The sequence below is a fragment of the Streptomyces sp. NPDC057486 genome (assembly GCF_042802415.1).
Lineage (GTDB): Bacteria > Actinomycetota > Actinomycetes > Streptomycetales > Streptomycetaceae > Streptomyces > Streptomyces yanii.
In genome coordinates, this window is sequence record NZ_JBHVEE010000025.1 from 18,959 (window position 1) to 39,467 (window position 20,509).

The following is a 20,509-nucleotide window of genomic DNA, read 5'->3' on the forward strand; positions in this document are numbered from 1 at the left end:
CCACACATCTGGAGGACCCCATGTCCGAGTTGTCCCGGCGGAACGTCCTGGCCGTTGCCGGAGCATCCGCGGCGTCGATGGCCCTGAGCGCCGGAAGCGCACAGGCGGCCGGAGCGGCCGGTGCCGCCGCATCATCGGCCGGCGGCTCTGCGCACGGTCCCAACCCCATGCGCCTGTGGTACCGGTCCCCGGCGGCGGCATGGCTGGAGGCACTGCCGGTCGGCAACGGCCGGATCGGCGCCATGGTCTTCGGCGGTACCGACACCGAGCGGCTCCAGCTCAACGAGGACAGCCTGTGGGCCGGGGGCCCGCACGACTACGTCCGTCCCGGTGCCGGAACCCACCTGGACGAGATCCGCCGCCTGGTGGTGGAGGAGAAGTGGAACCAGGCGCAGCGGCTGATCGACAGCGACTTCATCGGCAGCCCCTCCGAGCAGGTCGCCTACCAGGTGCTCGGTGACCTCGAACTCGCCTTCGACGGCACGGGCGAAGTGACCGACTACGAACGCGAGCTGGACCTGGAGACCGCGGTCGTGCGCACCGGCTACACGCGCGCCGGAGTCCGCCACGTGCGGGAGGTCTTCGCCAGCAGCCCCGACCAGGTCATCGTCGTACGGATGACCGCCGACACACCGGGCGCCATCGGTTTCACCGCCCGCTTCACCACTCCCCAGCGGGCGACCGGCTCCACCGTGGACGCGCACACCGTCGCGCTCGACGGCGTCAGCGGCGACTGGTACGGCCTGCCCGGGTCCGTGCACTTCCGCGCGCTCGCCCATGCGCGGACCGAGGGTGGCCGCGTGTCCACCGCTGACGGCGCGCTGACCGTCGAGGACGCCGACAGCGTGACCCTGCTGATCTCCATGGCGACCAGTTACCGCAATTACCTGGATGCCGGAGCCGATCCCAAGGACAGGGCCCGCCGACACCTCGCCCCGGCGGCCGGACGGCCGTACCAGCACCTGCGCACCCGGCACGTGGCCGACTACCGGCAGCTGTTCTCCCGGGTCGCAATCGACCTGGGTCCCTCGGAGCGGACCGCTCTGCCCACCGATCAGCGCATCCCGCTCTTCTCGGACGGCAAGGACCCGCAGTTCGCCGCCCTGTACTTCCAGTACGGGCGCTACCTGCTGGCCTCCTGCTCCCGGACACCGGGCCAGCCCGCCAACCTGCAAGGCCTGTGGAACGACAGCCTCAACCCGGCCTGGGAGTCCAAGTACACCGTCAACATCAACTTCGAGATGAACTACTGGCCGGCCGGACCCGCCAACCTGGCGGAGTGCTGGGACCCGGCCGTGCAGATGGTCCACGAACTGGCCGAGTCCGGAACCCGTACCGCCAAGGCGATGTACGACGCACCCGGCTGGGTGCTGCACCACAACACGGACGGCTGGCGGGGGACCGCGCCCGTGGACGCCGCACAGTACGGCATGTGGCCGACCGGTGGCGCATGGCTCTGCCTGATGCTCTGGGACCACTACCGCTTCACGGGTGACAGGGGTGAATTGAGCCGCAACTACCCGGTGATGAAGGGCGCGGTCGAGTTCTTCGTCAACACGCTCGTCGTGGATGCGAAGACCGGCTGGCTCGTCACCAACCCCTCGCAGTCCCCCGAGGTCACCCATCACCAGGACGAGGGCGAGAGCGTCAGTATCTGTGCCGGTCCCACCATCGACATGCAGCTCCTGCGGGACCTGTTCGACGCCTTCCGGAAGGCCGCCCGGGAACTGGGCCGGGACGCCGGACTCGTCGAGCGGGTCAGTGAGATCCGCGACCGTCTCGCGCCCACGCGGGTCGGGTACCTCGGCCAGATCCAGGAGTGGCTGGAGGACTGGGAGGAGGCCGCGCTGGTCCGCAGCCGTCATGTGTCCCACCTGTACGGCGTCTTCCCGAGCGCGCAGATCAATCCGCGCACGACTCCCGAACTCGCCGCTGCCGCGGTGAAGAGCCTGGAACTGCGCGGAACGGCCGGTCAGGGATGGTCCCTCGCCTGGAAGATCAACATGTGGGCCAGGCTCCTGGACCCGGCACGGGCCTACAAGCACCTGGCGGACCTGCTCACCCCCGCGCGCACCGCCCCCAATCTCTTCGACCTGCACCCGCCGTTCCAGATCGACGGCAATTTCGGCGGGATCTCCGGCATTACGGAGATGCTGCTGCAGAGCCACGCCGACGAGATCGCCCTGTTGCCGGCGCTTCCCGAGTCCTGGCCCGCCGGCTCCTTCCGCGGGCTGCGGGCCAGGGGCGGATTCGAGGTCGACCTCGCATGGACGGCGGACGGGATCACGCACGCCGAGGTGCGCTCGCTGCTCGGCAACCCGGTGCGTGTCCGGACCCCGCACCCGGTGGACGTCGAGGGTGCCGGTGCCGACCGGCCCGAGGAGTGCGTGGTGTCCTTCGATACCCGCCGCGGCGGACGGTATCTGCTGACCGCCCGGTCCACGGGGCGCTGACGCGGGGGAGCGGCCCACCGGTCAGCGGCGCGACGACGGGCTGAGCCGCGGCCCGATCCTCGGTGGTCCGGAGCCGTGGCAGCAGCTTGTGCGTCCAAGTGCCGTAATCCGGCGGGTCACTTCAGCAGTTCTCTCGCCACTTCGACATCGGTGATCAGGATGTTGGCCCATTTGCCGAGCATCGCACCGCGGATCGCGGCAGCCTTGTCCATGCCTCCGGCAACCGCGATCCGGCGTTCCACCGCCCGCAGCCGGTCGGGTTCGATGCCGATGAGGCGGTCGTTGAAGCGCGCGTCGACGGCATGCCCGTCGGCGTCGAAGTACCGGGCGCACACGTCACCGACTGCCCCCAGTTCTCTGAGGTGCCGCTGGTCCTCGTGGTTGATCGCGTTGCCGGAGCGGCGCAGCAGAGGCGACGGGTCGAGGCTGCCGACCCCGAGCAGGGCCAGCGTGAGCCGGGACCACGCCTGCATGGTCTCGGCCATCGCCGGTTCCTTTGAGAGCAGGTCACGCAGCTGCGGGCTGCCGACCAGCGCGGCGGACGGAGCGAACACCGGCTGGGCTCCTGTCAGTTCGGCGAGGCGGCTCGTCAAGCGTGTGGCGTGCAACTGTACTTCCGGGCTGCCGGAGCCGCCGAGGAGCTGGACGACCTCGTGGGCGACGGACGACGTCTTGGCCCGCATGATCTTCACGGACTCCAGGAGCGTCGCGCTCCAGGAGGAGACCCCGATGGTGTCGCCCCCCTTGAGCGTGGCGTCGAGGTAGGTGGCGGTCGCGGCGGCGAGGGCCGGGATCACGTCGGTGCCCGGGCCCTCCACCTCGACCACGACGGCGTCCCGGAGCGCGAAGCGCTCGACCAGGGCCTCCTCTAGCTCGGCGTGGACGCCGTCGGGGGAGACGACCACCGTGCGCACCACACCGCGCTCGACCGCTTCCTTGAGGAGCCGGGAGACACGGGGCTGCGACATGCTCAGCTGCGCCGCGATCTCGGGCTGCCGCACACCACGCTCGTGGTACATACGGGCCACCTTGACCAGCAGCCGCACATGGCCGGGTCCGGGATCCGACGATCCTGCCGCCATCGTGCCTCTCTTCTCCAGGTCCGAACGTGTCCAACGCGGTCAATGTATCGCCGGGTGAATGCTCGGGTGAGCAGACGGTCGCCGCGTGATTCGCCGGATCTCACGCAGGCTCGCTGCTCGCCTTCGTGCCGCGCTACGGGGTGGGGCCGGGCCTGCCGGATCCACGCCGGTCATGACGTCTGTGTGCCCTTCGGATACTTGAGTCCTCACCCACTGGGCGGGCGGATCGAACCGAGATCGCGGGCAGCGCCGAGTCGGCGTCGCCACCGGGCCCAGGCAGCGTCACGCCGCGCACGCTCCCATGCGGGCCGGCTGATCCGCAGGCGGCTGTCGGCCCGTTCCGACAACTCGTCGAGCGTCCACAGACCCAGGCCGAGCCCGGCGAGATGGGCCGCTCCCGCGGCGGACATCTCATGGTGCGCGGTGCGGGCCACGGTCACGCCCGAGATATCGGCCTGGAGCTGCATGAGGGCGTCGCTGCGACTGAGTCCGCCGTCGGCCACCACGTACCGTGCCGCAGGGAGGGCAGCGAGCACATCCCCGACCTGGAAGGCGACCGACTCCAGTGCCGCGCACGCCAGTTGACTACGACCGGTACCGAGATCGAACCCGGCCAGCACGGGCACCGCCCGCGCGTCCCACCAGGGAGCGCCGATCCCGCCGAAGGCCGGGACCAGCGTCACGTCACCCGCGTCGGCGCCGGCCGCGAGCCGGATCAGTTCGTCGGGGGAGGCGCCGAGGAGATCTGCGAGCCAGGTAACGGTGCGCCCGGTGGAGCGGATGTTGGCCTCGTGGGCGTAGGCCGGGCGGCCGGTGGACCAGGCGATGGTGGTACACAGGTTCTCGGCCGCCCGGGGTTCGTCCGTGACGGTCATGACGGAGGAGCCGGTGCCGTACGTGGCCTTCACGATGCCAGGACGCCATCCACCGTGTGCGAACAGCGCGGCGTGCGAGTCACCCATCACCGCGAGCACGGGGGTGCCGTCCGGCAGCGGATCCAGCCGCCGTACCGTTCCGAACGGCCCGGTGGAAGGCACGACCCGGGCCAGCGCCTGTCGAGGGATGTCGAACAGGCCGAGCAGTTCGTCGTCCCACTCGCCGGTGGCGAGGCTGAGCAGTTGGGTCCTGGAGGCGTTGCCGATCTCGGTGACCGGCTCTCCCGTGAGCGCCTGCAGAAGGAACGCGTCCACTGTGCCCAGTCGCAGCCCACGGGTGCGGCCGGGGTCGTACTCGTCGAGCAGCGCAGCCATCTTCAGGGCCGAGAACATGGGGTCGAGGGGAAGCCCGGTACGCCGCCGGATGTCGTCGCCGTGACCCTCGCGGCCGAGGCGGGCCGCCAGCTCGCCACCCCGCTGGTCCTGCCAGCTGACCAGCGGGGCCACGGGCTCTCCCCTCGCCGCGTCCCACAGGACGACCGACTCGCGCTGCGTGCTGAGAGCGAGACCGGCCACGCTGCGCGGATCGGCGTCCCGCAGGCAGTCGGCGACGGCCGCCCGCACACTCTCCAGGAGCGCCCAGGCGTCCTGCTCCACGCGGCCGGGGCCGGGGTGCGATTGTGCGAGCGGGATCACGGCCCGGGCGACGACGGTTCCGACCGCGTCGAGGAGCAGGGCTTTGGTGGAACTGGTGCCCTGGTCGACAGCGAGTAGATGCGGTCTCATCGAGCCCGTCCCAGGGCCGATCGTGCGGCGCCGGCGATCCCCTCGGCGTTCAGGCCGAAGTGGTCGAGCAGGAAGGACGCGCTGCCCGTCGGCGCGAAGCTCGGAACACCCAACATCCTTACGGGTACGTGATGTTGCTCGGCCGCCACCTTCGTGACCGCGGCGCCGAGCCCGCCGGAGAGCAGTCCTTCCTCCGCGGTGACGATGGCCCCGGTCTCCCGCGCGGCGGCGACCACGGCGGCCTCGTCGAGCGGTTCGACGGACGCCATGTTGAGAACGCGGGCCGACACGCCCTCCGTGCCGAGGATGTGGGCGGCCTCCAGCGCACGCGAGACCATGGTGCCGACGGCGATCAGAGTGACGTCCCGGCCTTCGGTGAGCCGCGTGGCCCGACCGGTCTCGAACCCCGTGCCCTCCGGCATGACGGCGGGCACCTTGAACCGCGGGATGCGGATGTACGCGGGCCTGCCCGACGTGGCGGCGTAGCGCACCGCGCCACGGGTCTCGGACGGATCGGCCGGAACGATGATCTCCAGGCCGGAGACCGCGCGCATCCACGACAGATCCTCGATCGAGTGATGAGTGGGGCCCAGTTCGCCGTACGCCATGCCCGGGCTCTGGCCGCACAGGACGACATGCCGTTGCGTGTAGGCGATGTCCGCCTTGATCTGCTCCAGCGCGCGACCGGTAAGAAACGGCGCGGCGGCGGACACGAACGGGACGAATCCCGCATTGGCGAGCCCCGCGGCGACACCGACCATGTCCTGCTCGGCGATGCCGACATTGATCAGCCGGGTGGGGAACTCCGCCCGGAACCGCACGAGGTTGCTGGAGCCGACCGAGTCGTTGCACACCGCCACGATCCGCTCGTCGGCACGCGCCAGGGCGGCCAACTCTGCGGCGAAGTCCACCCGGCAGTCGTACAGCACCGTCTCCCGCGCAAGGCTGTTCATCGTCCCAACTCCGAAAGTCCGAGGCGTACTTGTTCGTCGGTGGGTACTTTGTGATGCCACTCGACCCGGTCCTCCATGAACGAGACGCCCTTGCCCTTCACCGTCTGCGCGATGACCGCGACGGGGCGTCCGGCGGTCGACGGCGCGTACGCCTCCTTGATCGCCCGGTGGTCGTGACCGTCGATGACGCGGACCTCCCACCCGAAGCTCTCCCACTTCCTGCCGAGGGGTTCCAGGGACGAGGTGTCCTCCGTGCGGGCCCCCTGCTGAAGCCTGTTCCGGTCCACCACGGCAGTGAGGTTCGCGAGACCGTAGTGGGCGGCCGTCATGGCCGCCTCCCAGTTGCTGCCTTCCTGCATCTCGCCGTCGCCGAGGACGACGACGGTTCGCCAGCTCTCCCCCCGCAGGAGCGAACCGAGTGCGATGCCGGTGGCGACGGGGAATCCGTGACCGAGCGGACCGGTGTTGGTCTCCACGCCGGGCACCTTGAGCCGGGCGGGGTGGCCGTTCAGCGGCGACAGCGGTGCCATGAACTCGCGCAGCCGGGCCCGCGGGAAGAACCCGCAGGAGGCGAGCGTCGAGTACAGAGCCGCGGCGCAGTGTCCCTTGCTGAGCACGAAGCGGTCGCGCTGCGGGTGGTCCGGCTCGTCCGGGTGCATGCGCAGGATTCCCCACAGCGCGGTGACCAGCAGATCGGTGACGGAGAGGTCGCCGCCGACATGCCCCATCCCCGCCGCCTGGATCGTGGTCAGGACATCGCATCGTACGGAGGCGGAGAGCTTGGCGAGTTCGGCGGCTGCCTCGGTGGGCGAGGCGGCGCGCAGGCGCGCGCCGATCCTGTGGTATGCCCGGGCCGCGGGTGCGTCAACGGCGAGCGGGGCGGTGGCCTCCGCGGTGGCGGTCACGCGGACTCGCTCTCCGACTCGGCGAGGGCACGGAACAGTGCCCGCTTCGCGATGCGCTGGGCGCCGAGCGCGTCCTGCGAGGCCTGAGCGGCGGCCAACGCATCGCGGTCGAGGTAGCCGAGGGCGCGGTGGAAGGCGCGCATCGTGCGGATGCCGGCGCGCGCGGCCTCGACGGGGTCCTCGCGGAAGGGGAACTGATCCAGCTGCCACACCCCGTCCCACCCGGCGTCGTGCAGGGCGAAGAAGAACTCGAACGTCTCGAGAAGGTGGACGGATCCGACGACCATGTCGTCGTCCCAGCCGCGGAAGTTGTCGTTGACGTCGATGGCGAAGAGCTTCGAGCGGGCGATCGCCATCCGGGCGGCCTCCGCGGGGGTCTCGCCCCCGTACAGCGAGTGCCCGAAGTCGAGCAGCACCCCCACGTTGTCCACTCCGATGTCCTCGACGGCGAGAAGGGTTCGCGCGACGGAGGAGAAGACCATCCGGTTGCGGGGCTCACGCGGCTTGTACTCGATGGCGAAGTTCAAGTCGGGGAAGGACTGGGCGAGTTCGCGCAGCGCGCTCACCGACTTGGCCCACAGGTCCGTGTAGTCGGCCTGGAAGGGGTAGTCGTACCCGTCCTGCCCCGGCCAGATCTTCACGTACTCGACACCGAGCTCGCGCCCCACTTCGGCGGAGGCGGCGACCAAGTCGATGGCCTGGCGGCGCACGGCCGGGTCGGGGTTGGTGAAGCCACCCCTGGCGAACTTGCCGGTGTAGAACTCAGGGGTCACGGCGATGGCCCGCAGCTTCTGTTCGGCCAACGCGTCGCGTACCTCGGCGGTGCTGATGCCCCCCGGCGGGAAGGGCCAGTTGAGGTCCAGCACGGACAGGTCGCCGACGGCACCGGCCAGCTTGATGGCGTCCAGGACCGTGCGGGGTTCGCCGTATCCGTCGGTGGCGTAGCGGTCGACGTACGTGGCGAAGTGCCAGACGCCGGCGCCGTAGACCGGTTCACCCGGACTCGGCGAGTGAATATCTATGCGTTGCTGAGTGGACATGCAAATCAACGTACGAATGCGCTTCGAGTGCGTCAACCCCCCGTGCAACGAAGGCTATTGGTCACGCGTGCGGCAGGGCCGGGGGAGGCATCCTGGGGTTACGGCGCGCCTTCCTGGAGGCGGCCGTTGACCATGACGTGCCGCACGGTCAGGTCGTTCACGGACTGGAGCAGGATGTCCTGTGCGGCGTCGTCGAAGGTCAGGCGGTCCAGGGTGACGTCGCTGACCGGCGCCTCGGGCCGGGCCCGTACGCGCACCGGGTACTCGCAGGGCCGCGCATTGACCAGCGCGCCGCCGACAGCCGGGTCACCTCGGCGGGCGTGGCACCGCCGACGTCACCGGCGTACTGGAACGTGACCTCGAACGGCACGTACGTCCAGGCCGGCGCATCCACGTCGACGACACGGATGTTTCTGACGTAACCGTCCCTTGCCGGGGTGGACTTGACGACCAGGACCGAGGCGACGGACGCCTCGCCCAGGGCGGGGTCGAAGGGCAGGCGGAGCCGCTGGGCGAGCACATCCGACACGCCGCCGCTCATCTCGCTGCCGACCGCCACAGCGGCTCCGCCGCTGAGGTACACGCAGTCCCGGATCCGGATGCGCCGTGACGGCACGCCCACCCGTCGGCCGTCCTGGTCGCGGCCGGACTCGATGGCGATGCAGTCGTCGTGTGTGGCGAAGGTGACGCGCTCGATCGTGACGTTCTCGCACGGATCGGGGTCGCAGCCGTCGCTGTTGGGTCCCTCGCACTCGATCCGGACGTCGCGCACGGTGATGTCACGGCTCAGCACCGGATGGATGTTCCAGAAAGCGGAGTTGCGGAGCGTGACGCCCTCCATCAGGAAGTCCGTGCATGCGTACGGCTGGATGAAGCTGGGGCGCAAGTAGTGACCCTCGCCGAGCACGCGCTCCGCGACCGGCACGTTCTGTGCGCCCCACTGCTCCAAAGTCGCCCAGTCGGCCCTTTCATTGGGCATTCCGGGCTTCCAGCTGTACTGCCCGGAGCCCTTCCACGGTGTCCCCGACGTACAGCGGCATCCAGACCCGCATCGCGCCGTCACCGCGGTTGTCCCACAGGTGGTACGGCACCGCGGTGGCGGTGACGGGCCGTGCGGTGTCCACTGCGGCAGGGCCGCCCAGCGTGCGGTAGGGGAGCCCCGCCTCATGGGCTCCTGACACGGCGACGGCGGGGGCCCGCAGGGTGACGGCGGGGCCGAGACCGTCCAGGTCGCCGTGCGCGACCTCCTTGAAGACCGTGTCGGGGAAGATCGCCAGGTCGTCCACCTCGACGCCGTCCTGCTGGTCCGCCTGCTCGAAGCAGTAGACCAGCGGGCCGCGTTCGACGGCGGCACAGCCGCGCACCGCGTCGACGCGCGGGTGCGGAAGCGTCAGCCGGGGAGCCATGTCGAGATTCAGCACCACGGTGTCCCCGGCCCGCCACTCGCGCTCCACCACCGCGTACCCGTCCTGGTCGGCGGTGACCGCGACGTCCTTGTGGTCCGGGGTGTCCAGCCGGGTCCGGGCGGACCACGGCGGGACGCGCAGCGCCAGCGCCCACCGTCCTTCGGGTGCCTCGGCGACGGTGATCGCGACACGGCCCTGCCAGGGGTAGTCCGTCTCAACCCGCAGCCCGATCCGGCCGCCGGCGAAGGGGGCGGTCAGGGAGAGCGGCGCGTACTGGTGCAGATGCAGGGTCGGCACACCGGCGTGCTCGGAGACCGTCGCGGCGTAGTGCTCCAGGGAGGCGACCAGCCGGGTGACCGCCGGCGGACAGCAGGCGGAGAAGAACCACTCGTCGCGGCAGCGTGGATCGCCGACCGCCTCGGCGTGGTCCGCCCGGCGCTGGAGCGGGTTGCCCTTGTAATAGGTCCGGCCGTCGGCCGAGCGCGCGGCGGCGAAGGCGTTGTAGAGGGTGCGCTCGATCAGGTCGGCGTAGCGTGCCCGGCCGGTGGCCAGCAGCAGCCGCCAGCTCCACTGGATGCTCGCGGCCGACGCGCAGGTCTCGTTGTACGAGAGGTCCGGCGGGAGTTCATACCGTTCGCCGAACACCTCGCCGACCTGGCGCGAGCCGAGACCGCCGGTCAGGGACGTCCGGGCGGCGACCATGTCCAGCCAGCGGCGCTCCGAGGCGTCGAGCAGGGAGGCGTCGCCCGTCTCCGAGGCGAGGTCGACGACCCCCGCCTCCAGATAAAGTCCCCGCACCGCGTGACCGGTGACCGCCGGGGCCTCGCGCACCGGCAGATGGTCCTGACGGTGCCTCGTTCCGTGCTTGTGCGCGCCGACCAGCCCGCGCCCGCGCCGCTCCACGAAGACGGAGGCCAGCGCGAGATGGCGTTCCTCACCCGTCGTCCGGTACAGCTCGACGAGCGCGGTCTCGATCTCGGGATGGCCGTCCAGTCCAGGCCCCTCGTCCGCCAGGAACACATCGGCGAGGTGGTCCGCGAACCGGCGCGCGACGTCGAGCAGCGCGGTGTCGCCGGTGGTGCGGTGGGCGGCCACCGCGGCCTGTATCAGATGGCCGGCGCAGTACATCTCGTGGCTGTCGACCAGCCGGGTGTAGCGCTGACCCGGCTGCTTCACGTCGTAGGCGGAGTCGAGATAGCCGTCGTCCCGCTGGGCGCGGGCCAGCAGCCGGGTCGTGTCCGCGAGGAACTCGGCCAGATCGGGGTCGTCGGCGGACCCGAGTTCCCAGGCCGCCGTTTCGAGGACCTTGTACACGTCCGAGTCCATGTAGACGGGACCGCGGTGCTCACCGGCAGCCTCCCCCGCGGCGATCCGGAGATTGTCCAGATTGCCGGCGCGCTCCAGCCACTCCCGGGCGAGTGGCAGGCTGACGGTGCGGTTGACGTCGCGCCACCGGCGCCACGGTCCGCCGGTCAGCTCCGGTCGCTCCAGTCGGAGCGGACGGTGTGCGGTGCGCGCGTTGCTGGTGGGTACCGCAGGTCCCGACATGGTCTCCCCTAGATGGTGGGACGGGCTAGGAAGGCGATGGTCTGGTCACGCACCCGCAGGATGTGCGCCTCCAACAGGTCCCGGGCCGCCGACCGGTCGCCACGTTCCAGCGCGTCGACCACGGCGCGGTGTTCCGAGACGGCGGTGTTCAGCCTGGACGCGGTGATGGGGGCCTCCATGCCGGTGCGGGTCACATGGATGCTGAGATGCAGGTCGTCGTGGAGCTCCAACAACCGGGGGAGTCCCCCCAGTTCCACCATGGCGCGGTGGAACCGGCCGTCGTTCTCCCGGAAGTCGATGTAGCGCGTGTGGTCCTCCACCGACTCCCGGGCCAGTACGTCGGCCTCGTCCACGAGTTCGCGCAGCCGGGCCGGCGGCTGCCGGTCGGTGCGCTCCCCGAAGAGGCGCAGGGCGTGCGATTCGAGCATCAGCCGCAGCTCGAACAGTTCGTAGATGCTGGACAGCGAGGGAATGGCGACGGTGAAACCGGCGACGGGGTCGTAGGCGAGCAGGCCGCGCTCGTAGAGACGGCCGACCGCGCTGCGCACCGGGGTACGGCTCATCCCCAGCCGCCGGGCGAACTCCCGCACAGGGACCGGCTGGCCGGGAGCGGGGTGCTCCTTCGTCAGCCAGTCCACCAGTGCCTTGCGCGCCCGGTTCTCCAGGCTCTCCTCTGCCGTGACGGCGATCGACGACGTGGCCGGTTCGCGCGGGGTCGAATCCGCCTTCGGTGGGGTCATGCCGTCCTCCTGGCACTCCGTGACTGTGGTCCGGGCCACCGTACCGTTCGCCCTGCACGCCCGTGACGAATGGTATGCCACTGGTAAGCCAACTGTCCGCCCGTTGGGCGAGATCGTGCCCGCGAGTACCTTGAGGGCCGCCGTCGGCGCACCCCGGGGCGGTCTCCCGCGGCGGCCGGGCACAGAGGAGTGCTGCTCTCCGGGATGCGATCCGGCCAGACGGTCGAGGGTGACCCCGCACCGCCGCGACCAGCGGTTCCGAGGGCGGGCTTCCGTCCGGACAGGTGCCGGACCATGGTGAAGAGGCCCGGTCGGTCCGGCTGGTCCGCCTTGTCCGCGTCGGTCCCCAGTCGTCGTGCGGGCCGTCGTTCCGGCGCTGTACAAGGGGTGTTCACCCTGCGGGTCATGTGCTTCCATCGCTGGCATGCCATAGGTATGCCGGTATGAGGAGCCGCTCCCATGCGAACGAAATTACGTCAGCTCGTTGTCCTCGTACGACCGGTGCTGCGCGCCGGTTCCGTCCTCGCCGTCCTGCTCGCCCCGACGGCCGTGCCCCTGCCCGCGGTGGCCGGGGTCCTGCCCGACACCCCCGGAGCGCCGGCCGCGGTCGCCCCCAGCGGCACCGCACGCGCCGTCTGCGCCGACACACCCCTGCGCCTCACCTTCGAATCGGACGTCCGGGTCGGTTCCAGGGGCCGCCTGACCGTGCACCGCCCCGACGGCAGCGCCGTCGACACCATCGACCTCGCCGACCCGGCGTCGTACCAGCGCCTCATCGGCGGGGCACGCTCCGACTACGGCGAACCGCATCGCTGGACCTACGAGCCGGTCGTCGTCGAGGGCCGCACCGCCACCGTCCTGCTGCACCGCTCCCTGGATCCGGGGAAGCAGTACTACGTCACCGTGGACCAGGGCTTCTTCGAAGGGCACGCGGGCATCACCTCGCCCCGTACCTGGCGGTTCCGCACCGCCGCCGCGCCCCGCCCCGGAACCGCGGAACTGCGCGTGGACGCACACGGCGGCGGCGACTTCTGCACCGTGCAGGGCGCCGTCGACTTCGTCCCGGAGGGGAACGAACAGGAGATCACGATCGATGTGGCCCCCGGCACCTACCGGGAGATCGTCTACATCGGCCAGAGCCGGCCGCACCTGCGGGTGAACGGCTCCGGAGCAGGCCGCACCGTCGTCGCCTACCCCAACAACAGCGTGCTCAACGGCGACTCCGCCATGGCCGACGTGCCCCCGGAGCAGAGCTACTGCCCGCGACGGGTACTGCCGCAACCGGACCGGTTCAACTGCTGGCGTGCCGCGTTCGGCGTGGATGCCGACGACTTCCGGCTGCGGAGCATCACCGTACACAACCTCACCCCCGACGGCGGCTCGCAGTCCGAGGCGTTCCGGGGCAACGGCGACCGCATCGTCCTGGACCGGGTGCGCATCCTCAGCCACCAGGACACCCTGCGCCTCCAGGGACGCGCGTACGTGGCCGACTCGTACATCGAGGGAGACGTCGACTTCTTCTGGGGGACCGGCGGCGTGTTCGTCCGCAACTCCGAGCTCAAGGCGCTCGACCTCGGATACATCAGCCAGATCCGCAACGCTCCCGACGGGCCGGGCGTGGTCTTCTCCGGCACCCGGCTCACCCGCGCGCCGGGCGTGGCCGACGGCAGCGTCCTGCTCAGTCGCATCGACAGCCGCTTCCCCGCCAGCCAGGCCGTCTTCATCGACACCGCCATGGACGCCCATGTGGCGCCCGTCGGCTGGGGCCTGACCGGATTCGACTGCTCGACCGGTCAGCAACTGCGCTTCTGGGAGTACGGCAGCACGGACCTGCGCGGGGCTCCGACGGACACCTCGCAGCGACTGCCCTGCTCACGGCAACTGACCGAGGCCGAGGCGCTCACCTGGCGCGACCCGGCAACCCTGCTGGACGGCTGGGATCCGTCCGCCACGACCGGCCGCGGCCGGGGAAACTGAGGTGCCCGCCATGCCGAACGTCAGCCGCAGATCCCTCCTGGGAACGGTGGGCGCCGCCGCGACCACTGCCGCCCTCGGAACCGGTACCGCGCGGGCGCAGAGCGCCGCGCCCGCAGCCCGCCCTGCACGTCCCCGCCCGGTGGCGCCCGTCAATCAAGAGGTGGCCGCCGCCCACAGCATCGACTACAAGGCCCTGCCCCAGCAGGTCGTCGGGGTCGACGTCGAGCAGTTGATGACCGTGCACACCGAGGAGGACGTGGAACGGCTCCGCGCACAACTCGTCGCCGAGGTCTGGAAGTCCGCCGACGGCCGGCTGCCCGACACGCTGCCCGAGGTCGAACAGGGCGTCGTCGTACCCGAACTGCCCGCCTTCACCGGGCTCCGGCGCGTCGACCGGCTCACCGTCACCCTGCCGTACGACCTGAAATCCGTCGTTTACCTGCTGCTGCCGCGCCGCCCCGCCGCCCATGGGCGCTTCGCCATTTACCACAACGGACACGGCGAGACGCCCGAGACCATGCAGCGCACCGCACAAGCCCTGGTGGACGCCGGATACGGCGTACTGCTGTGTGCCATGCCGCTCTACCACTGGAACCCCAAGCAATTGCGCAGCCCCACGGACCCGGACACCTTCGTGACCCCGGAGAACCACAACGACTTCGGCACGTGGGAGACCGCGGATTTCTCCACCCTCCGGTTCTTCCTGGAACCCCTCACGGTCGCCGTCAACCACGTCACCCGGACCTACCGGCCTCCCTCCCTCCAGATGATCGGCCTGTCCGGCGGCGGCTGGACCACCACGGTCTACCCGGCGCTCGACCCGCGCATCACCCGCAGCTACCCGACGGCCGGGTCGCTGCCGTTCTTCCTGCGCTCCGCACCGCCCAAGCCGAGCCCGACCACGGGCGACTGGGAGCAGCGGCTCGACCGGCACCCGGTCTTCTACGGGATCAGCGACTTCCCCGACATCTACGCGCTGGCATCCGTCGGGCGGCACCGCCGACAGACGCAGGTCCTCAACCGGTTCGACGCCTGCTGCTTCAACGGCGTCGGCCACCGCAGCTACGAACCGGTGGTGCGGCAACGGATCGAGGTGATCGGCAACGGCCACTGGGAGCTCCTGGAGGACGCCACACACGGCGAGCACACCATCAGCCCGCACGCGCTCGACGTCATCCTCTGGGACCTCGACGTCAACTGCTCCGACGAGCCCTGAGCCGCGCCCGCCCCCAGGGCGCGCCGGAGCCGCACGCCTGGCGCGCCGGACCACCTTCCACTCACCGAGGAGAGCAACGTCATGACCCCACTGAACCGAACCGCCGCCACGGGCAAGGACAAGGGCGCAGCGATGGCCCGCCGTGCCTTCGTCGTCGGAGCCGGCGCGCTCCTGGGCACCGCGGCGCTTCGAGTGCCGACGGCGCAGGCGTCGGAGAAGCTCGCTGCGGCGGCCGAGGCAGCAGGCGATGTCCTCGCCTTCCCCGGGGCCGAGGGCGGCGGCCGGTACGCCACCGGCGGCCGCGGCGGCTCGGTCTACGAGGTCACCACCCTCGCCGACTCCGGGCCCGGCTCGCTGCGCGACGCCGTGTCCGGCAGTGACCGCACCGTCGTCTTCCGTGTATCCGGCAACATCGAGCTCAAGGGCGGACTCGACATCACCGGGTCCAACCTCACCATCGCGGGCCAGACGGCCCCGGGCGACGGCATCTGCGTGGTCGGCAACGAGACCAAGGCCAACGGGGTCGAGAACGTCATCATCCGGCACCTGCGCTTCCGCGGTACGGACATGCTCGGCACCGCGATCGACAGCTTCGGGGTGGAGGGCTGCCGCAACGTCATGATCGACCACTGCTCCTTCAGCTGGGCGGTGGACGAGTGCTGCTCCGTCTACGGCAACGAGAACCTCACACTCCAGTGGTGCATCATCGCGGAGGGGCTGTCGGTCTCCGTCCACCCGAAGGGCCGGCACGGCTACGGCGGGCTGTGGGGCGGCGACAACGTCACCTACCACCACAACCTGCTGATCCACCAGGGCGGCCGCAACCCGCGCTTCAGCTTCGTCGAGGACGTCCCCATGCGCACCGACCACCGCAACAACGTCATCTACAACCACGGCTACACCTCCTGTTACGGCGGCGAGTGGGCCGACGGGGTCAACATCGTCGGCAACTACTACAAGCCGGGCCCCAACACCCTGGCCGAGATCGCGCCGGTCATCGTCTCGCCCGACCGCGGCGGGAGCTGGCACGTCGAAGGCAATGTCGTGGAGGGGCACGCGGAGGTCACCGGCGACAACGGCCGGGGCGTCAAGTTCCCGCTCGGCGGCGTCACGTTGCGCGAGGAGCCGTTCGAGGTCCTGGACCCGATCCCGTCGCAGACCGCCAAGGAGGCGTACAAGGCGGTGCTCGACGGCGTCGGCGCCCTGCTGCCGCGCCGCGACGCGACCGACGCCCGTCTCGTCGCCGACGTGCGCAACGGGACCGGCCGCATGATCAATTCGCAGAAGGAGGTCGGCGGCGTTCCCCCGCTCGCCTCCGCCGAGGCGCCGAAGGACTCCGACAAGGACGGCATTCCCGACGTCTGGGAGAAGCAGCACGGTCTGAAGAGCAAGGACGCCGCCGACGGCAGCGCCATCGACCCGGCCACCGGCTACAGCAACCTGGAGCTGTATCTGAACTCCCTCACCCGTACCGGGGCCGCCAACCCGGTGGTGAGACTGACCGCCCCGGCGATCGACGCGGTGCACACCTCGGACACCGGGGCCCACGACATCACCTTCCGTGCCGAGGCGGAGGCTCAGGACGGCGCGACCATCGCCTCCGTGGTCTTCTTCGCCGACGACAAGCAGGTCGGCGAGGCGACCTCGGCCCCCTTCGAGGCAGTCTGGAAGAACGCCACCGAGGGCACCCACCACCTCACCGCGCGTGCCACCGACTCCACCGGCACGTCCACCACCTCCAGCATGGTGCCCGTCCACGTCGACCGGGTCGGCCCGCTCGGGAACTGGACGGCCGTCGACATCGGCCCGGTGCCCATCCAGGGCGGATCGGCCCTGGCCGGCAGCTCGTTCACGCTGCGCGGCTCGGGCAAGCTCCGGGGCCGTTCGGACTCCTGTCACTTCGTGTACCAGGAGGTCGATGCCCCCGACGACGAGGTGGTGGAGCTGATCGCCCGCCTCGACTCGGTCAGCGACGTCTACCAGGAGGTGCTCGGCGGCATCATGATCCGGGAGAACCTCACGCCGGACTCGCCGTTCAACCTCATCGGTGTCCACCTCGGCGACGGCGGCCACAAGGGCGTCGTCAAGCGCATCCATTCCCACGGCACCGAGATGAGCGTCGGTACCTGGCCCTACGAGGAGGACAAGGTGCTCGACGCGAAGCCGTACTGGCTGCGCATCACCCTGCGCGGCGACGAGTTCACCTCGGAGATCTCGCCCGACTCGCTCCAGTGGACCCGCATCGGCTACGAACGCATCCCCATGGGCGACAAGGTCTATGTGGGCATGTTCGTGGACGGCAACAAGGAGGCCAACGGTGTCGCCCACTACACGACCGCCAAGTTCAGCCAGGTGAAGATAAACCACTGACCGTACGCCCGGACTCCCGGGCCGCGGAGGGACGTCCGGACGTCTCTGAGGACACCTGGCATGCCGCAGGTGGACCACTGCTGATGGAACATCACGTGCACGGACTATTGCCTTTGTCGAAAGGGTTGACGACCGATGTCGCACTCAAGAGACTCGTGGCATTCCACCGACATACCGCGAGGAATCGATGCCGACACATGAGCTCCACGGGATCATCGCGCCCACCGTTCTGCCCATGGACGAGAAGGGGTGCCTCGCGCGGAAGTCACTGGAACGCCACCTGACCGGACTGATCGAGGCCGGGATCCACGGACTGTGGATCAACGGAACCACGGGCGAGTTCCACGCCCTGGACCACGACGAGCGGGCGCTCGCCGTGGCCGTCGCCGCTGAGGTGGCGGGCGGCCGGGTACCGGTCATCGCCCATGTGGGCGACGCTGCCACCGCTGTGACGGTGCGTCATGCACGCGCCGCCATGGCCGTCGGAGCCGACGAGATCGCCGTCATCGCCCCATTCTTCGCCGGCTACGGCAAGGAGGAGCTCCGCGACCACTACCGCGCCGTCGCCGAGGCCGTGGGCATCCCCGTCCTCGCGTACCACATGCCCCAGCTCACACCGTCCGCCCTGACCGTCGACTGCGTCGTCGAACTCACCCGCGAGGGCGTGCTCTGCGGCATCAAGGACAGCGCGGGCGACATGAGCTGGCTGCGGCAGCTGCTGCGCCGCGGCGCACGGCAGGGCGTGGAGGTGCGCTGCTTCGCCGGCGGGAGCAGCCTGACCGACGTCTCGCTCTACGCGGGGGTGGCAGGCGCCACCACCTCGCTCGCCAACGTTACCCCCCGTCTCCTGGTCGACCTCTACGAGTCCGCCCGTGCCGGGGACTGGCAACACGCCCGGAGCCTCCAGGAACAGCTGGAGGACCTGCTCGATCTGATGCGCGAGGCCCGCCGCGAACCGACGCTCGCCGCACTCGTCGCAACCTTCAAGTTCGTCCTGGCGGCACTCGGCCGCATCGACGAAGCCCACGCCGCCGAGCCGCTGGCACGCCTGGACGACGAGGAGCGGGGCCGGCTGACCGCGACCGTCGTTCCCAAGGTCCGCGAGCTGGAAGAGGCGGCACGTACACGCGAAGGAGCGTGGACCTGATGACTGACCGCATGCCATCCCCCGACCGGCGCGGCCTGCTCGACCGGCGTTCGCTCCTGCGGGCGGGCGGTGGCCTGTTGGTGGCCGCCTCGCTGTCCGGTTGCGGGTTCTTCGACACCGAGCCCCAGGGCGCGGGAGCGGCGACCGGCGCCAAGGGCAAGGAAGCACCCGCGCTGAAGAAGCTCGCGGACGCGGGGAAACTGCCCAAGGTCGCCGACCGGTTACCGGCCGCCCCGCTGAAGGTGACCCCGCTGGAGAAGTCCGGCACCTACGGCGGCACCTGGCACTCGGCCATGATCACGCAGGAAGACGTGATGTGGCTGCACTACAGCATGGGTTACGAGCCGCTCGTCGCCTGGGGCCCCACCTGGCAGGGCATGACGAAGACGGAACTCCTGCCGAACGTCTGCGAGAAGTACGAGGTCGGGCAGGGCGGCGCGGAGTTCGTCTTCACCCTCCGCAAGGGCCTGAAGTGGTCCGACGGCCGGCCGGTGACCACGGACGACTTCGCGTTCGCCTACCACGACTACAACGTCGACCCGGATCTCCACCCGGGTGGCGTCTACGACCTGTGGATGTCGAAGTCAGGGAAGAACGCGAAGTTCGAGGTGGTCGACGATCACACCGTCCGTTACGTGTACGAGGAGCCCAAGCCCGGCTTCCTGGAGGAGATCTCGGGCACCTCCGGCATCGTCATGCTGCTGCCGGCCCACTACATCAAGCAGTTCCACCCCAAGCACGGCAAGACCGCCGACGCGCTCGCAAAGAAGGCCGGCCTGAGCAGTTGGACCGACTACCTGCCGCTGCGCGCCGACTGCTGGGCCAACCACCAACTGCCCACCCTCAACGCCTGGTTGTCCAAGAACGAGCTGGGCAAGGGCAGCAGCCTGGTCGCCGAGCGCAACCCGTACTACTGGAAGGTCGACCCGGACGGAAGCCAGCTCCCGTACATCGACAAGGTCGTCGTGGAGAACATCCAGGACGTCGAGGTCGAGGTCCTCAAGGTCACCAACGGCGACCTCGACATGCAGCTCACCCACTTCGGGACGATCCGCAACAAGCCAGTGATCTCCCGCAACCGGAAGAAGGGCGCCTACCGCCTGATCGAGGTGAAGTCGGCCCTCGCCAACACGATGATCATCGGGTTCAACCAGACCCACTCCGACCCCAGGAAGCGCAAGCTCTTCGCCAACAAGGACTTCCGGATCGGCCTGTCGTACGCCATCGACCGGAAGAAGATCATCGACACCATATACGGCGGCCAGGGCATCCCCTGGCAGTGCGGACCCGCGGAGGGCGACGAACTCTACAACAAGCAACTCGGCAGCCAGTTCACCGAGTACAGCGTCGACCGTGCCGCCGAGTACCTCGACAAGGCCGGCTTCACCCGCCGCAACGGTGACGGCATCCGCCTCACGAAGGACGGCGACACGGTCGCCTTCACCGTGCTGGTCGTCTCCGACCAGCCGGACCAGGTGGACGCCTGCGACCTGATCCGCGGCGACTGGGCGAAGGTCGGCGTCAAGGCCAACATCCAGCGGCTCGCCGAGACCCTGTACTGGGAGCGCGTCGAGGCCGGCGAATCCGAGGCCGCGACCTGGCAGGGCGGCTCGTTCGACCTCCGCACCGGCGCCGGCGGCAACCACTACTACCTGCCGACCAACCCCCGCGGCTCCTCCCGCTTCGGCGGCAAGTGGGCCGAGTGGTACACCAGCGAGGGCAAGTCGGGCGAGGAGCCGCCGGCCCGCGTACGCGAGCAGCTCGAACTCAACGACAAGCTGCGGGGCACCTTCGACGCCTACGAGGCGCTGGGCCTGGCCAGGAAGATCCTGGCGATCACCCAGGAGGAGTTCTACTACATCGGGATCTCCACCCCGCCGTCGGAGTACGGCATCGTCCGCAACAACATGTTCAACGTGCCCGAGGAGTTCAGCGCGGCGGTGGCGCACCAGGCCCCCGGGCCGAGCAATCCCGCGACCTACTTCTTCTCCGGCAAGGCCTGACCCGGACG

At 70.0% G+C, this 20,509-nt stretch carries 14 protein-coding genes; 6 read left to right on the plus strand and 8 right to left on the minus strand.

The window, feature by feature from the left end:
* Positions 1-20: 20 nt before the first annotated feature.
* Positions 21-2,453 carry a glycoside hydrolase N-terminal domain-containing protein gene (locus tag ACFU6I_RS14630; protein WP_384365574.1) on the plus strand — a complete coding sequence of 811 codons (2,433 nt, stop codon included), beginning with the start codon at positions 21-23 and terminating at the stop codon, positions 2,451-2,453.
* 116 nt (positions 2,454-2,569) lie between these two features.
* Here ACFU6I_RS14630 and ACFU6I_RS14635 read toward each other — a convergent pair whose 3' ends face one another.
* The 8 genes from ACFU6I_RS14635 to ACFU6I_RS14670 form a co-directional block, all read right to left on the minus strand.
* A complete protein-coding gene (locus ACFU6I_RS14635; RefSeq protein ID WP_384365577.1) occupies positions 2,570-3,535 on the minus strand; it encodes a sugar-binding transcriptional regulator in 966 nt (321 codons plus the stop codon).
* Between the two features lie 206 nt (positions 3,536-3,741).
* A complete protein-coding gene (locus tag ACFU6I_RS14640) occupies positions 3,742-5,196 on the minus strand; it encodes an FGGY family carbohydrate kinase (RefSeq protein ID WP_384365580.1) in 1,455 nt (484 codons plus the stop codon).
* Positions 5,193-6,149: a transketolase family protein gene (locus ACFU6I_RS14645; protein ID WP_384365583.1), complete on the minus strand. Its 957-nt coding sequence runs from the start codon at positions 6,147-6,149 to the stop codon at positions 5,193-5,195. Before ACFU6I_RS14645 ends, ACFU6I_RS14640 begins: the two co-directional genes overlap by 4 nt.
* On the minus strand, positions 6,146-7,054 hold the full coding sequence (locus tag ACFU6I_RS14650) for a transketolase (protein ID WP_384365586.1): 909 nt from the start codon (positions 7,052-7,054) through the stop codon (positions 6,146-6,148). Before ACFU6I_RS14650 ends, ACFU6I_RS14645 begins: the two co-directional genes overlap by 4 nt.
* Positions 7,051-8,094 (minus strand): TIM barrel protein, encoded by a 1,044-nt coding sequence (locus tag ACFU6I_RS14655; RefSeq protein ID WP_384365589.1) that lies wholly within the window; start codon positions 8,092-8,094, stop codon positions 7,051-7,053. Before ACFU6I_RS14655 ends, ACFU6I_RS14650 begins: the two co-directional genes overlap by 4 nt.
* Positions 8,095-8,293: 199 nt before the next feature.
* Positions 8,294-9,073: a glycoside hydrolase family 28 protein gene (locus tag ACFU6I_RS14660; protein ID WP_384365592.1), complete on the minus strand. Its 780-nt coding sequence runs from the start codon at positions 9,071-9,073 to the stop codon at positions 8,294-8,296.
* Positions 9,063-11,048 carry a glycoside hydrolase family 127 protein gene (locus ACFU6I_RS14665; protein WP_384365595.1) on the minus strand — a complete coding sequence of 662 codons (1,986 nt, stop codon included), beginning with the start codon at positions 11,046-11,048 and terminating at the stop codon, positions 9,063-9,065. Before ACFU6I_RS14665 ends, ACFU6I_RS14660 begins: the two co-directional genes overlap by 11 nt.
* An 8-nt stretch (positions 11,049-11,056) precedes the next feature.
* Complete coding sequence (locus tag ACFU6I_RS14670) at positions 11,057-11,788, minus strand: GntR family transcriptional regulator (protein ID WP_266991407.1); 732 nt, start codon at positions 11,786-11,788, stop codon at positions 11,057-11,059.
* A 459-nt stretch (positions 11,789-12,247) separates the two neighbouring features.
* On the opposite strand from ACFU6I_RS14670, the gene ACFU6I_RS14675 reads away from it, so the two are divergent.
* From ACFU6I_RS14675 to ACFU6I_RS14695, 5 genes are all read left to right on the plus strand, one after another.
* A complete protein-coding gene (locus tag ACFU6I_RS14675) occupies positions 12,248-13,765 on the plus strand; it encodes a pectinesterase family protein (protein WP_384365598.1) in 1,518 nt (505 codons plus the stop codon).
* Positions 13,766-13,775: 10 nt separating this feature from the next.
* Positions 13,776-14,981: a hypothetical protein gene (locus tag ACFU6I_RS14680; protein WP_384365601.1), complete on the plus strand. Its 1,206-nt coding sequence runs from the start codon at positions 13,776-13,778 to the stop codon at positions 14,979-14,981.
* Between the two features lie 81 nt (positions 14,982-15,062).
* On the plus strand, positions 15,063-17,351 hold the full coding sequence (locus tag ACFU6I_RS14685) for an Ig-like domain-containing protein (protein ID WP_384365604.1): 2,289 nt from the start codon (positions 15,063-15,065) through the stop codon (positions 17,349-17,351).
* 187 nt (positions 17,352-17,538) lie between these two features.
* Positions 17,539-18,498 (plus strand): dihydrodipicolinate synthase family protein, encoded by a 960-nt coding sequence (locus tag ACFU6I_RS14690; RefSeq protein WP_384365607.1) that lies wholly within the window; start codon positions 17,539-17,541, stop codon positions 18,496-18,498.
* A complete protein-coding gene (locus tag ACFU6I_RS14695) occupies positions 18,498-20,501 on the plus strand; it encodes an ABC transporter substrate-binding protein (protein ID WP_384365610.1) in 2,004 nt (667 codons plus the stop codon). The genes ACFU6I_RS14690 and ACFU6I_RS14695 overlap by 1 nt, the downstream gene beginning before the upstream one ends.
* Positions 20,502-20,509 lie beyond the last annotated feature (8 nt).